This is a genomic window from Acidimicrobiales bacterium (assembly GCA_041394245.1).
Lineage (GTDB): Bacteria > Actinomycetota > Acidimicrobiia > Acidimicrobiales > Aldehydirespiratoraceae > JAJRXC01.
Map to the genome: position 1 here is coordinate 379169 of JAWKIR010000002.1, position 14353 is coordinate 393521.

9 protein-coding genes are annotated in these 14353 nt (G+C 69.6%); 6 read left to right on the forward strand and 3 right to left on the reverse strand.

Annotated features, from left to right (window positions below; translation table 11 throughout):
- Positions 1-10 precede the first annotated feature (10 nt).
- Positions 11-1393, reverse strand: a complete 1383-nt coding sequence (locus tag R2707_01960) for a hypothetical protein (protein ID MEZ5243834.1) — start codon at positions 1391-1393, stop codon at positions 11-13.
- Positions 1394-1424: 31 nt separating this feature from the next.
- On the opposite strand from R2707_01960, the gene R2707_01965 reads away from it, so the two are divergent.
- The 4 genes from R2707_01965 to R2707_01980 are packed head-to-tail and all read left to right on the forward strand — an operon-like array spanning position 1425 to position 8499.
- Positions 1425-4121: a YfhO family protein gene (locus R2707_01965; protein MEZ5243835.1), complete on the forward strand. Its 2697-nt coding sequence runs from the start codon at positions 1425-1427 to the stop codon at positions 4119-4121.
- A gap of 9 nt (positions 4122-4130) precedes the next feature.
- The gene (locus R2707_01970; GenBank protein MEZ5243836.1) at positions 4131-5096 is read left to right on the forward strand and encodes a methionine biosynthesis protein MetW; all 966 of its coding nucleotides are present in this window, start codon (positions 4131-4133) and stop codon (positions 5094-5096) included.
- Between the two features lie 32 nt (positions 5097-5128).
- On the forward strand, positions 5129-7327 hold the full coding sequence (locus tag R2707_01975; GenBank protein ID MEZ5243837.1) for a glycosyltransferase: 2199 nt from the start codon (positions 5129-5131) through the stop codon (positions 7325-7327).
- Positions 7324-8499 (forward strand): glycosyltransferase family 4 protein, encoded by a 1176-nt coding sequence (locus R2707_01980; GenBank protein MEZ5243838.1) that lies wholly within the window; start codon positions 7324-7326, stop codon positions 8497-8499. Before R2707_01975 ends, R2707_01980 begins: the two co-directional genes overlap by 4 nt.
- On the opposite strand, the gene R2707_01985 is transcribed toward R2707_01980, so the two are convergent.
- Positions 8492-9415 (reverse strand): glycosyltransferase family 2 protein, encoded by a 924-nt coding sequence (locus tag R2707_01985; protein MEZ5243839.1) that lies wholly within the window; start codon positions 9413-9415, stop codon positions 8492-8494. The genes R2707_01980 and R2707_01985 overlap by 8 nt on opposite strands.
- Positions 9416-9430: 15 nt before the next feature.
- Here R2707_01985 and R2707_01990 point away from each other — a divergent pair, with 15 nt between their 5' ends.
- Complete coding sequence (locus tag R2707_01990) at positions 9431-11104, forward strand: hypothetical protein (GenBank protein ID MEZ5243840.1); 1674 nt, start codon at positions 9431-9433, stop codon at positions 11102-11104.
- Positions 11105-11188: 84 nt separating this feature from the next.
- Positions 11189-13249 (forward strand): S-layer homology domain-containing protein, encoded by a 2061-nt coding sequence (locus R2707_01995; protein ID MEZ5243841.1) that lies wholly within the window; start codon positions 11189-11191, stop codon positions 13247-13249.
- A 42-nt stretch (positions 13250-13291) separates the two neighbouring features.
- Here the strand turns inward: R2707_01995 and R2707_02000 are convergent, their stop codons facing one another.
- The gene (locus R2707_02000) at positions 13292-14353 is read right to left on the reverse strand and encodes a glycosyltransferase family 1 protein (protein ID MEZ5243842.1); all 1062 of its coding nucleotides are present in this window, start codon (positions 14351-14353) and stop codon (positions 13292-13294) included.

Sequence of the window (14353 nt, forward strand, 5' to 3'; positions counted from 1 at the left end):
AGACGATACGTCAGCCGTTGCCCGACGCGGGTCGTCCGCGGTGCACCCGGGACTGCAGTCGGGGTCGGCGCAGCTGCGTCGGTGGGGGAGTGTCGCCCGGTCGCGGTTCGAGGTGGTCGGCGTTGCGAGCCAGGTCGTGGGGGTCGTCGGGGCGCAGATACGCGGGGTGGTACCAGGGGTCGAGGATCTCGCCCCATCGATCGATCCAGCGGTCCCATTCGGTGGCGGTGATGACCGGCTCGCGGCTGAGGGTCTCGTGATGGACCAGGGTCGCTGCGGGCTCGACGACGATCCGACCGATGGCGCGTTGCACTCGCACGCACAGGTCGACGTCGTTGAACGACAGCGGGAACGAGGTCGACAGGCCCCCGACGGCGAGATAGTCGGCGCGCCGCATCATCAGGCAGCCACCCGTGACGGCGGCGACCTCGCGCGCGACCAGGCCGCCGTGAGGGGCCGTGTCGGCGAGCTTCCAGCCCACGAAGGGGTGCAGTGGCCGGGCGTCGTCGATCACGATGCCGGCGTGCTGCACCGTGCCGTCGGGGTAGGTGAGGAGCGCGCCCACCGCCCCGACGGTCGCGTCGGTGAGATGCAGCGCCATACGGTCGACGAACGACGATCCCGCGGGCTCGGTGTCGTCGTTGAGCAGCAGCACGTGGGTCGCCCGCGAGTGGAGGACGCCGAGGTTGACCGCCTCGGAGAAGTTGAACGGGCCCGCCGGTCGGCGGACGATCCGGCACCCGGGCGTTTCGAGCGTCGACGGATCGCCACGGAACTCGTCGCCGACCACGAACACGAGCCCCATGCGGTCGGGCAACGGGCCGAGCCGCTCCCGTAGACGAATGGCGGCGACCGTGCCGTCGCCGAGCACCGTGCCCGCCGTCGGGACGATGATGTCGACCTCGGGGGCGAACTCGTCGTTCGCGTGCAGACGGTGGTCGCTGTCGAGTGCGGCGGGGATCGCCAGTGCGGCGAGGTGCGCCTCGATGTCGGCGGGATCGGGGCCGGACGGCAGCGAGGCGTGCCGGGTCAGCACAGTGGTGAAATGGACCACATCGGCCCGCTCGCGCACCAACCGGAACGCGAGGTCGGACGCCGCCGCGGAGGTGTCGTGGGCTCGCAGCCAACCGGCGCGGACCGCGACGGGAGCCGCTGCGACCGGATCGGCGAGCAGCCGGGTCGGACTCCACGCCGTGCGTCGATGCACGCGCCCGGCGATGACCAGGTCGCCGTACCAGGCATCGGCCGGATCGTCGGTGGCGAGCTCGACCAGGGCGTCGACACCCGGCCGGTCGAGCGTCGCGTCGTCGGGCAGCGCGATGACGAGATCGTCGTCGGGGATCGACGGATCGAGTGGCGCGGGATCGAGCGGAACCGGGTGGAGAGCGACCATGGGCTGTCAGCGAAGCTAGCGTCCGCAGACGATGGCACCGGTTCCGACGTCTCGCCGCCTCATGATGGCCGTCGCCATCGGTGTCGTCGCGTTCGCGTTCTGGCCGGCCCTGTTCGCCGGCGGCAGCCTGGTATCGGCCGACATCGTGGCGACGAGTCCGCCCTTCGAGTCCTACCAGCCGGCGTCGTTCTCGCTGGAGAACGGTCCCGGCGATCCCATCAACATCCACGCCCATTGGGCGAGCCTGGCCGACGACATCAGGGGCGGCGACTTCTCCTGGTGGAATCCCGAGCTCGCCGCCGGCCAGCCGACGATGAAGGCCGGTGCGCCAGTCTTCGACCTGCCCTACCTCGTGGCGCCCGACTGGTACGCACCGGGTCTGGTCGCCGCGATCCGGGCCCTGGTGGCGATCGGCCTGGCCTTCGGATTCCTGCGGTCGCACGAACTGCACCGGTTGTCGGCGCTGGTCGGAGGGATCGCCTTCGGTCTCTCCGGGTTCATGGTCGGCTGGATGAACTGGCCTCACAGCTCGGTGGCGGCTCTCGCTCCGGGGTTGCTGTGGGCGATCGAGCGGCTGATCCGCGATCCGAGACCCTGGCGTGCGGTTCCCCTCGGAGCGGTCGTCGCACTCATGGTGTGGTCGAACTTCCCGTCGGTGTTGATCTACGTGATCCTCGGCGCCACCGCCTACGCCGCGATCCGCATCGTCGACGAGACACGACGGGCCGGAACCCCGCGATGGGTGCTCCCCCGCGGCGCGGTGGCGGTCGTCGCGGTCGTGATCGCCGGGCTCCTGGCCGGGCCCCACCTTCTCGGCTTCGCCGACTACATGGACTGGGCCGATACCAGCCATCGGGTCGGCAATCCCGACGACTCCTCTGCGGGTGTCGCCTACCTCATGACCTCGGTCGCCCCAGCGATCTGGGGGAGCGACGCGGTGGGCCCCGCGTGGTTCGGCGAAGGCAACTGGGTCGAGTTCAACGCCCACGTCGGCGCGTCCGTGCTGCTGTTGGCCGTGTTCGGCCTGGTCAGCGGCATCCGCTCGGGCCGCGGTCGTCGCCGTTCGTTCGCCCTGGCGGTGGTGACCATCGCCGCTCTGGGGGTGGTGATCGCGTATCTGGGTGGCCCGGTCGCCGTGCTGTTCGGTGACCTCACCGGTTCGCAGGGCGGGCTCATGACCAGGGCGAAGGTCCTCTGGAGCATCGGCGTCGCGTTCGGTGCGGCGCTCGGTGTCGAGCGCCTGCTCGACGACAGGCAGGCCGGCGCCGGGCGCGATCTCGTCGCGACGGGGGTGGTGCTCGTCATCGGCAGCCTGGTCATGGTCCCGTCCGTTCTGGACTGGCTCGACGCAGCGCGCGGAGCGGGCGTGCTGCGCGAGACACTGGCGGTGTCGACCGTGCCCATCGTGGCGGCGCTCGCGACGGTGCTCCTCGTCGTCGCCCGCGTGCGGGGGCGGGCGTCCGCCGGCGCGGCCGGGTGGGCGATGGTGATCGTGGTCGGCACGGAGCTGCTCAGCTTCGCCATGCCGGTGCCGACCATCGTCTCGCGAGAGGAGCGGCTCGTCGCAACCCCGGCGCACGACGAGGTCGTCCAACTCCTGGCCCCCGGCGAGCGTCTCGCCGGCGAAGGCCGCACGTTCTTCCCGTCGACGACTCAGCTGTTCGGGATCGACGACGCTCGGGGTCAGTTGCTCAAGTCACCGGGCTACCAGGAGTTGCTGCGCGCCCTCGATCCCGCCATGTTGCGCCGCGACGGCGGCGGCACCCCGACCTACCCCAACGTGCCCGAGGGCATCGATCCGACCTCACCGGTGTGGGATGCACTCGGCGTGGGGGTGTGGGCGCAGTTCCCCGATGCGGTGCCGGCGGGCATCATCGACGAGCCGCCGCCGGCGTCGGGCGTCGCGGACCCCTCGGTGCAGGCGCTCCACGGCGCGACGGTGGTGCCCGACGGTGGCCTTCGGGCGGTGCTGATCCGCGTCGCGCCCTACGTCGGGGGCTTCGTCGACGTGGTCGTGGAAACCGACGACGGAGCGGTTCCGTTCCAACGTTGGGTCGAGCCGGAGGATGCCGGTCTTCTCGCCGTGGCGATCCTGGGCGAGCATCTCCGCCCCGGATCGACGGTCGACATCTCCGTCACCGCGCCGGCCGGAACCCTCCTGGTCGACCTCGCAGCCGATGGATCGGTCGCTATGGGCACGGTCGCCGGCGGCGATGGTCTCGAACTCGTGCGTACCGGCGACGTCCTCCTCTTCGATCGTCCGGTCGAGCCGGTTCGCCTGGTCGACCATGTCGTCGTCGAGCCGGAGGCGAAGGCTGCCGCCGCGCGTGTGGCTGCGGGGGACCATGTCGTCGATCGCGACGTGGGGCTTCCCGCCACCGGCGGCGGGACCTCGGAACTGCAGGTGCGATCCGTCGACTACGACCGCGACCGGATCACCGCGCAGGTGGTATCGGATCGTCCGGCGCTGTTGATCGTGTCGACGGCCCACTATCCGGGCTGGACGGCCAGCGTCGACGGTGCGGTCGCTGACGTCGTCGTCGCCGATGCCGCGTTCCTCGGCGTCGTGGTCGGCCCGGGTGAACACGAGGTCGTGTTGGCGTTCCGGCCCGACCACCTCGGCGTGAGCGCATGGATGCTGGTCATCGGCAGCGTGGTGGCGCTGGCGCTGCTGCTCGACGCCCGTCGGCGAGGAGACCTCCGCTCGTGGCCCCGGTCGGCCGGGTAGCTTCGGCCCGTGCCCGATTCCGATTCGCCCACGCCGTCACCAGCCGACCACGACGACCATTTCGCGGCCCGGATCCAGGCCGAGGTCATGGCTGCGGCCGAACGTCGACGTCGCGAGGACGTGCACCTCGCTCGTGTCGAACGGGAGATCGAACGCGTCTGGGCCGACGTTGCCCCGCCCGGCGCCGCGGGTCCGGCCGAGGAACTCCTGCTCGACCGGATCGACCGGTTGTCGCTGATCGACGTCGACGCGCCCGTCGGCGAACGTCCCGGCATCAAGCAGGTCAAGGGGGCGATTCGCAAGGGCACCTACTGGTACCTGCGCTACATGAGCGATCAGCTCAACGCCCTGCACAACGTCCACGCCCGGCTGTTGCGGCGGATGGACGAGCGTCTCGCCGCGGTCGAGGCTGCGGTCGGACTCGACCCCCGGGTCGATTCCCTGGTCGGCCCGGCGATGCCGCCGAGTGCCGCGATCGGCGAGCTCCTGGCGTCCCGTCTCGCCGATTCCCCCGGGCCCACGGTCGTCGCTGCATGCGGTACTGGTGACTGTGTCGGCGCGCTGCAGTCCGCCGGGGTCGCGTCGTTCGGGATCGACACCGACGCCGATGCCGTTCTGCGTGGGATCGACGCGGGCCTCGACCTGCGCGTGGGCGACGCGGCGAGAGAACTGGCGTCGCTCGAGACGGGCACGCTCGGTGCGGTGGTGATCGGTGGCGCGCTCCAACGAGGGACCGTCTCGACCCTGCTGTCGTTGCTCGACGTGGCGGTCGCCGCCGTCCGCACCGGCGGATCGGTGGTGGTGGTACCCGAAGACCGGGCGACCCGAACGGGTGTCGACGCCGAGCTGCTCGTCGACCGGTCGCTGTCTGCCGCAGCGTGGGGACGGGCGATGACCGCCGCCGGTCTCACTGTCGAGATGCTCGACCACGACCAGGTCGGTGTCGACACGGTCGTGATCGCCCGCTGCCCGTGACCCGACGTCCCATCGTCCACCAGTTCACTGCGGTGCTCGCCGGCCGCGACGCAGTCGGTCAGCACACGCTGGCCGTCGACGATCTGTTGCGTGACATGGGCGCCGACACCGAGATCTTCGCTGCTCATGTGCACCCCGAGGTGCGTGACCGCGGCCGTGACTTCCGTGAGCACGCAACCGGTCCGGCCCCGGACCTGATCATCTACCAGACGTCGATCGGGTCGCCGGTCGGCGACTACGTGATGTCGCGTCCTGAGCCGCTGGTGCTCAACTATCACAACATGACACCGGCGGAGTTCTTCGACCCGTGGGAGCCGGCGGTCGCCGCCGAACTCGATCACGGTCGGCGCCAGCTCGTCCGCCTCGCCCGCCGGGCCGAACATGCGATCGCGGTGTCGCAGTACAACGCCGACGAGCTCCTGGCGTTGGGGATGGATCCCTCGTCGGTGTCGGTGTCGCCGGTGTTGTTCGTGCCGTTGTGGGAGAAGGTACGGGTGTCTGACCCCCGTACTTTCTCGGGTGTGGGTGGGGTGGGGGGTTCTGGGGTGTCGTCGTCGGTGACGATGTTGTTTGTGGGGCGGTTGTCGCCGAACAAGTGTCAGCAGGATTTGGTTGGGGTGTTGGCGGGGGTTGTGGCGTTGGGGGTTGATGCGCGTTTGGTGTTGGTGGGTGGGGTGTCGTCGTCGGGTTTTGTGGATGCGGTGGTGGGGTTGGCGGAGGGGTTGGGGGTGTTGGATCGGTTGGTGGTGGCGGGTTCGGTGTCGGAGGCGGAGTTGGTGGGTTTTACGAGTCGGCGGATGTGTTTGTTTCGGTGTCGGAGCATGAGGGGTTTTGTGTTCCGGTGGTGGAGGCGTTGGGGTTTGGGGTGCCGGTGGTGGCGTTTGGGGCGGCGGCGGTGCCGGAGACGTTGGGTGGGGCGGGGTTGGTTGTGGGTGGTGGTGGTGTGGAGAAGTCGGTGGGTGTGGTGGTGGAGGCGGTGGTGCGGGTGTTGTCCGATGGGGTGGTGCGTGAGGGTTGGTGTCGCGGGGTCGTGTGCGGGCGGTGGAGTTGGGGTTGGCGGCGTCGACGGCGCGTATGCGGGCGACACTGCAACCACTCCTCGACCGGGCGGTCCCATGACAGGCCCCGGTCCTCGGCGTCGAGTCGATCTGGTACTGCCGGAGTTGCACGAGCGCGATGCGACGAGCACCCACGCCCGCTTGTTGCGCGACATCCTCCAGGCCGACGGACACCGAGTTCGGTTCGTGGTGGAGCGCCCGACGACCACCGGCGAGGCCGTCACGCTGCTCGACCGGTGGAAGGCCGACGCCGATCTGACGATCCTGCAGCATTCGATCGGGTCGTTGGCGGCGAGCGAGATCGCCCGCCGGAGGATCCCGGTCGTCGTGAACTACCACAACATCACGCCGCCCGAGTTCGTCGAGCCGTGGCAGCCCGAGCAGATCCAGGGTCTGCGATGGGGGCGTGAACAATTGTGGGAGCTGCGGCCCTTCGCCTGCGGCGCCATCGCCGACAGCGACTACAACGCCCGCGAGCTGCGAGAGGTCGGCTACGAGTCGGTGTCGGTGTCGCCGGTGTTGTTCGTGCCGTTGTGGGAGAAGGTACGGGTGTCTGACCCCCGTACTTTCTCGGGTGTGGGTGGGGTGGGGGGTTCTGGGGTGTCGTCGTCGGTGACGATGTTGTTTGTGGGGCGGTTGTCGCCGAACAAGTGTCAGCAGGATTTGGTTGGGGTGTTGGCGGGGGTTGTGGCGTTGGGGGTTGATGCGCGTTTGGTGTTGGTGGGTGGGGTGTCGTCGTCGGGTTTTGTGGATGCGGTGGTGGGGTTGGCGGAGGGGTTGGGGGTGTTGGATCGGTTGGTGGTGGCGGGTTCGGTGTCGGAGGCGGAGTTGGTGGGGTTTTACGAGTCGGCGGATGTGTTTGTTTCGGTGTCGGAGCATGAGGGGTTTTGTGTTCCGGTGGTGGAGGCGTTGGGGTTTGGGGTGCCGGTGGTGGCGTTTGGGGCGGCGGCGGTGCCGGAGACGTTGGGTGGGGCGGGGTTGGTTGTGGGTGGTGGTGGTGTGGAGAAGTCGGTGGGTGTGGTGGTGGAGGCGGTGGTGCGGGTGTTGTCCGATGGGGTGGTGCGTGAGGGGTTGGTGTCGCGGGGTCGTGTGCGGGCGGTGGAGTTGGGGTTGGCGGCGTCGACGGCGCGTATGCGGGCGACACTGCAACCACTCCTCGAAGGCACGCCATGAGCACCCCGGTCACGTTCGTGACGCCCCGCTACGGGGCCGAGGTGCTCGGTGGTGCCGAGGCGGGCGCCCGATTGCTGGCCACGCGGCTCGCGGCCGACGGACGCCGGGTGGGCGTCATCACCTCGTGTGCGACGTCGATGCAGACCTGGGCCGACGACTTCGCGCCGGGCGAGACGGTCGAGGACGGGGTCCGGGTCGTCCGCTGTCGCGTCGATCGTGAGCGCGCTCCGGGCTTCGACGCCGTGAGCGACCGAATCCTCCCCCGCGGACGCGAGGTCGAACTCGCCGAGGCCCTCGACTGGATCGACCAGCAGGGACCTACCAGCGCGGCGTTGATCGACGCGGTGGCGTCGGTCGACGAGGGCGTGCTCGTGTTCTATCCGTACCTGTACCACCCCACGGTGCGCGGCCTTCCGGCGGCGAGGGTGCCGACGATCCTGTATCCGGCCGCCCATCGGGAGCTGCCGCTCGAGTTGGCGGTGTTCGACGACGTCTTCGCCGACGTCGGGGGCATCGCACTGCAGACCAGGGCCGAGCAGTCGCTCGTCCACGCGCGGTTCCCGGCCACCATCACCTCACCACAGGCGCTCGTCGGCCTTCCGGTCGAGATGGCGGAGGTGCCCGATCCCGATGCTGCCCGCGCCGCACTCGGACTGGGCGACGAACCGTTCGTGTTGTGTCTCGGCCGGATCGACCGGGGCAAGGGGACCCACGACCTCGTGGAACGCTTCGCCCGGTTCCGTGCCGCCCGCGGCTCGGGTCGCCTCGTGCTCGCGGGGCCGGTCGCCGAGCCGCCACCGTCGGTTGACGGCGTCATCTGTCTCGGTCCGATCGACGAGGAGCACAAGTTCGGGCTGATCGCAGCGGCCGACGTGCTCATCAATCCGTCGTTCTACGAGGCCTTCTCGCTCGTCATCCTCGAGGCGTGGCTCGCCGGTACCCCGGTACTGGTCAACGGTTGGTGCGCCCCGATGGTCGAGCACTGCACCAATTCCGGCGGTGGGCTCCACTACACGGGGGCCGCCGACTTCGATCTCGCCCTCGCTCGGCTGCTGGATGATCCCCTCGCGAGATCGCGGTTGGCGACGGCCGGCGGGGCCTACGTGCGGCGCAGCTACGGCTGGCCGGCGGTGCGCACCCGGCTCGACGGCCTGATCGAGCGGATCAGCTGAGCTCTTCGGTCACGTCGCCCGGCAGCACGGAGCGGGGTGGTCGGGCAACCCGCACGACGAGGTCGGCCAGCAGGCCGATCACCAGGACCTGGAGCAGTGCGAATCCGAGCAGGAGGGTGTTGGCCGCCGGCCGAAAATCCTTGTCGACCAGGTCGTAGCCGAGCTTGCCCACGAACACGAAGCCCAGGACGGTGGCGATCGGGAGCACGACTCGCAGCGGGTCATAGGAGAGGATCATCCGGATGACCTGGAGGGCGTAGCGGCGAGTGTCGGCGAGCCAGTGGAACTTGGAGGTGCCGGCTCGCTCCGCGTAGTCGATCGGGGTGAAGGTGACCGAGTAGCCGTTCATCAGGAACGCCATGGTGATCGTCGTGACGCACGAGAAGCCGGCCGGGAGTTGGTGCGTGTACTGGAGCGCGACGTCACGACGGAAGGCACGAAAGCCGCTGTTCAGATCGGGGATGTCGGTCTTGGTGAGGTACGACGCCAGGCGGCGGATGACCCACTTGGCCGGTACCCGGAGGAGCTTCAGGGTGCCCTGTTCGCTGGTGCGGGCCCCCACGATGTGGTCGTCGTCGCCGAGTTTCGCGACCAGTTCGGGGATCTCGTCGTTCGGATAGCTCATGTCGGCGTCGGACCACACCACGACGCGCCCGCGGGCGGCCTCGGTGCCGATTCGCCGGGCCGTTCCGGCGCCCCGGTTGCGGGCCGAACGCAGCACTCGCACGTGGGGACGGCCGACGCCGATCTCGGCGGAACCGTCGGTCGAACCGTCGTCCACCAGGACCAGTTCCCATGAGTAGGGTGAGGCGTCCATGGAGCTGCTGATGCGGTCGATCTCGTCGGCGAGATGCCCGACCTCGTTGTGAACGGGAAGAACGATGCTGACGTCGAGCGTCGATTCGGTGGCGACCACGGGCTGAGCCTAGGCGTGCGACGGCTGCCTCTGTGGGTCCTGCTCGGGATGGTGCTGCTGCAGCCGACACCGCACCGGGTCGGCCGGACCGTGGCCGGTGACCTCGGGGACTCGATGTTCCTGACCTGGACGTTGAAGTGGGGAGCACGAGCCCTCACGACCGACCCGCTCGGCGTGTTCGACGCCAACATCTTCCACCCCGAGCCCGAAACGCTTGCGTTGTCCGACCCGATGCTGTCGCTCGCTCCCGTCTTCGGCGCGCTCGAGTGGATCACCGGCGACTCGATCGTCGCGCTCAACCTCGTCATGTTCGGACTGTTCGTCGGTGCGCTGGCGGCCGCCCACGCGTTGGCGATGCGGATCTTCGGCCGGGGCGACGTGGCCCTCGTCGTCGCCGTCGTCGCCTGCTGCAACAGCTACGTGTTCGGCCAGCAGAACCATCCGCAGCTGCAGACCTTCGGCTTCGTGTCGCTCTCGTTCCTCCTCTTGTTGCGGGCGCTCGACCGGCGGCGGGCCCGCGACGGGGTCTGGCTGGGTCTGGCGATCGTCGCCATGACCCTCGCCAACGTCTACTACGGGTTGATCTGGCTGCTGAGCGCGCTCGTCGTGGTGGCGGTCCTGTGGCTCCGGGGGTCGCTGCCGGCGCTCCGCGAGCTCGTGCGTCCCGCCGTGCCGGCGATGGCGATCGGCGCGGCGCTGCTCGGCCCGGTGGCCGCCATCTATCGATCCGTCGACGAACGCAACGGGCTCGCCCGCGCCTATGAGCCCCAGAACTCACTGCTGCCGACCGACCTGCTCACGCCCCAGCGCGACAACTGGCTGTGGGGGAACGCGCTCGATGGCATCAGCAGCGCAGGCAAGGCCGGGGAGCACGCCTACTTCCCGGGATTCGTCGCGATGGCGCTGGCAGCGTTGGGTCTGTGGATCTGCTGGCGTCTGGTCCGACGTGGCGCCGATGTCGTGCGGACCGGAATCCGGGTCGATGAGTTGGTGGCGTTGGTCACCGCCGGCGCAATCGCCGCGGTCTTCGCACTCGGTCCCTCCCCGGGCGGCGTCAAGGGACCGTTCCGCCTGTTGCACCGATTCGTCCCCGGTTTCGACGGCATCCGGGTCACCTCCCGCTTCGCCGTCATCTCGTTCGTGGCCGCGGCGCTGCTCGTCGGACTGGCCGCCCAGTACCTCATCGATCGGACGCCCCGGGGCCGAGCCGTCCTCATCGCCCCGCTGATCGCCGTGCTCGTCATCGCCGAGGTGGGCGGACCGATGGCGCGGGTCGAGGTCCCCGAGGGCGATCGGCTGCTGGTCTACGAAGCGCTCGCCGACATGGACGAGGGCGTCGTGCTCGAGTTGCCCATCCGTCTCCCGTCCGACGGTGTCGCGTGGGCATTCGTGGAAGCGCCGAGGATGTATCACGCCACCACCGACTGGAACGATCGGATCAATGGCTACTCCGGCAGCGTGCCCCGCGGGTTCGAGGCGACGGCGCAGACGTTGCAGACGTGGCCGTCGACCGATGCCGAGCGGTTGAGCGACGAGCTGGAGATCGTGTACGTGATCCTGCACGGCGGCATCGAGCAGGGCACGCCGGCGTTCACCGAGGCGGAGCTCGCGACATTGGTCGAGGAGGCGGAGGCTGCGGGGCACACCGTGGCGCCGTTCGGTGAGGACTGGCTCGTGGTACGACGCTGAGGCGCGAGGGTGCGGTGACCGAAGTCCCTGGTCCGTTCTGCCTATTGTGTTCAGGCGCGGTCGGGTCGATCCGATTGAAGAGCCATGGTTCGCCGTTTTCTTGTCGCCTCCACCGCATTCGCGCTCGTCGCGGCTCTGCTGGCGGCATCGCCGGCCTCGGCCTCCATCGCCCCCTATTCGAAGGACTGGGCCCTCCTGCTCGATGGCTGGAATCGGAGTTCCGCGCCCGTCATCGCCGACATCGACGCCGACAACCAGAACGAGATCGTCTTCGGCCATCAGGACGGCACACTGCGGGCCTACGAGGGTGATGGCACCCTGAAATGGGCGACCGCCGCCGTTCCGTCGATCGGTCCCGGCTGCAACGGCCAGAGCGGGGCATCGGCCATCGACTCGAGCCCCGCCGTGGCCGACATCGACGAAGACGGCACCCCCGAGGTGATCGTCGGCGTCGGCTCCACCTGGGCGGCGAACCAGAACGGCGGGGTCATCGCGTTCAACGGCAGGACCGGTGCCAGGGAGTGGGGGACCGCCGTCGGTCGAGACACCGGCAACGTCTGGGCCAACTCGGGTTCGCTCGACGGCTGGTGCGAGGGCGTGTTCTCCACGCCGGCCATCGGCGACGTCGACGGCGACGGGCATCTCGACGTGGTGTTCGCCGGCTTCGACTTCAACATCTGGGCCGTGAACCGCTTCGGGACCCCGCTGAGTGGTTTCCCCTTCAACAACGACGACTCGGTCTGGTCGTCGGCCGCGCTGTTCGACATCGATGGCGACGACGACATGGAGATCTTCATCGGTGGCGACAGCACGCCGGGCGGCTACTACGACCACCTCGGCGGCGTGTTCCGGGCACTCGACTGGACGCCGGGTGGGGTCGTCAACCTCTGGAACGCCGAGGCCAACGAGGTCTTCCACTCGTCGCCGGCGATCGGCGACATCGACAACGACGGCGTCCCCGAGGCCGTCATCGCCACCGGCAACAACTGGCACACCGAATGCGGCAACGGCCACCCCCAGTGCCGCGCCGGCGACGGCAGCGACCATTCGCGCGTCTTCGCCTTCCACCTCCACGACGGGTCGGCCGTCCCCGGATTCCCCGTCAGCACCGGTGGCACGGTGATCGGTTCACCGGCCCTCGGTGACCTCGACGGCGACGGCGGTCTCGAGGTCGTCATCGGATCGGAGGACAACTACGTCTACGCCTGGAACGGCGACGGCACGCTCGACTGGAAGGTCCGGCCGACGTTCAACCATCTCGGCACCGGCCGCATGCAGGGCTCACCGATCATCGCCGACCTCGACGGCGACGGTGGACAGGACGTCGCCATCGGCGGCGACAAGGGCCTTGCCGTGCTCGACGGCCTCAACGGCGCATCCCTCGAAGAGGGGCTGCCGTGGCAGGACACGATGAGTCGCTGGTCGCACGAATCCGCACCTGCGGTCGGCGTGATCGACGGCTCGCGCCACATCGTCTTCACCTCGTTCGACACTCCGAGCGTGCGCACCCGTCTCGCCGCCTACGAACTGCCGAGCACGTCGGCCGATGATGCCTGGCCCATGTTGCGTCGCAATGCCATGCGGCAGGGAAGCGCCGAGACGGCCGCCTGCGGCTTCTCGGTGAGCGGAACGTTCTGTGACGTCGCTGCGTCGGCCTACTACGCCGAGGCGGTCGCCTGGATGGTCGACGAGGGCATCACCACCGGTCTGTCCGACCTCCTCTACGGGCCGAACGTCAACCTCAGTCGGGCCCAGATGGTCACGTTCCTGTGGCGTCAGGCCGGCTCACCGACGGGAATCGCCGGCCACGGCTTCTGGGACGTCCCGGCGGGTGCCTACTACGGCGACGCGGTGTCATGGGCCAAGGCGGAGGGCATCACGACAGGAACCTCGGCGACGACGTTCTCCCCGAACCAGGACGTCACACGCGCTCAACTCGTCACCCTGCTGTGGCGCCTCGAGGGTGGACCTGCCGCACCGGCGGCCGGTTTCGTCGACGTCCCCGTCGGCCGGTACTTCTCGACTGCGGTCGCGTGGGCCAAGCAGCAGGACATCACGACCGGCACCTCGCCGACCACCTTTGCCCCCGAGAACGCCGTGACCCGCGGCCAGGCGGCCGCCTTCCTCTACCGTCACGCCGTCTGAGGCGACCCGGCTCCTCGTCCGGTGCGCCAGAGGCCCGGACCGCTATGACCGCGCGACGTCGGCGTAGATGTCGACCATGCCGGCGGCTGCGTCGGCCCATGTGTGGGCAGTAATCCGGGCGCGGAGCTCCGAGGTGACGGCGCTCGGGTGCTCGACGGCGGCGACGACCGCATGGGCGAACGCGTCGTCGTCGCCCGGTGCGAGCAACTCGACCGCGTCCCCGACCAGCTCCGGTAGCGCACCGACCGCGGTGGCGACGACGGGCGTGCCGATCGACAGTGCTTCGAGGGGCGGCAGCGCGAACCCTTCGTAGCGCGACGGCCACAGCAGCGCCTCGGCGCCGGCGACGAGCGCAGCCCGGTGGTGGTCGCTCACCCGGGGAAGACGGACGATGCGGCCAGGGGAGTGGCGGGCGGTCGCGGCATCGATCCGCGGGGCATCGTTGCCATCGGGTCCGGCGATCACGAGGCGGACGTCGTCGGGCAGCTCGTGCAGGGCCTCGATCGCGGCGACGACGTTCTTGCGCTTCTCGGTACGCCCGAGGACCAGGACGTAGCGGCCGCCGGCGAGACGTCGTCCTTCTTCGGCATCGCCACCCACGAGGGGTGCGACGGCGTGGTGGACGAGCCGGACGCGATCCCCGGCAAGGGCGAACTCGGCGAGCGCCTCCTGCCGTACGAGTTCGGACGACGTGTGCAGCGTGGCGCCGCGCCGCACGGCGTTGCGGATGGCACCGGCCATCGCCGCAACGGCAGGCTCGCACCACTCGGGGTGGATGACGGGCGTCATGTCCTGCAGCGAGATGACGCTGTCGGGTCGCGGCGGGGCCAGGAAGTTCGTTCCGTGCACGACGTCGGCGGTGCCACACACGAGTCGGCCCGGGGGCATGTCGAGGTGGGCCCAACCCCGGATGGCGAGTGATGCCGGGACGCGGGAGCGCCGCACCGACACCTCGGCCGTCGGCGGAGTCCCTCTGGCGGTGAGGAGCCAGCCGTGCACCGCGACGTCGTCGCGGTCCGTGAGCGCGTCGAGCAGGCCTCGGGTGACCTGGTGGATACCGGTGGGTGAACCGATCAGCGGCGTCAGGTCCAGCGCGACGCGCAA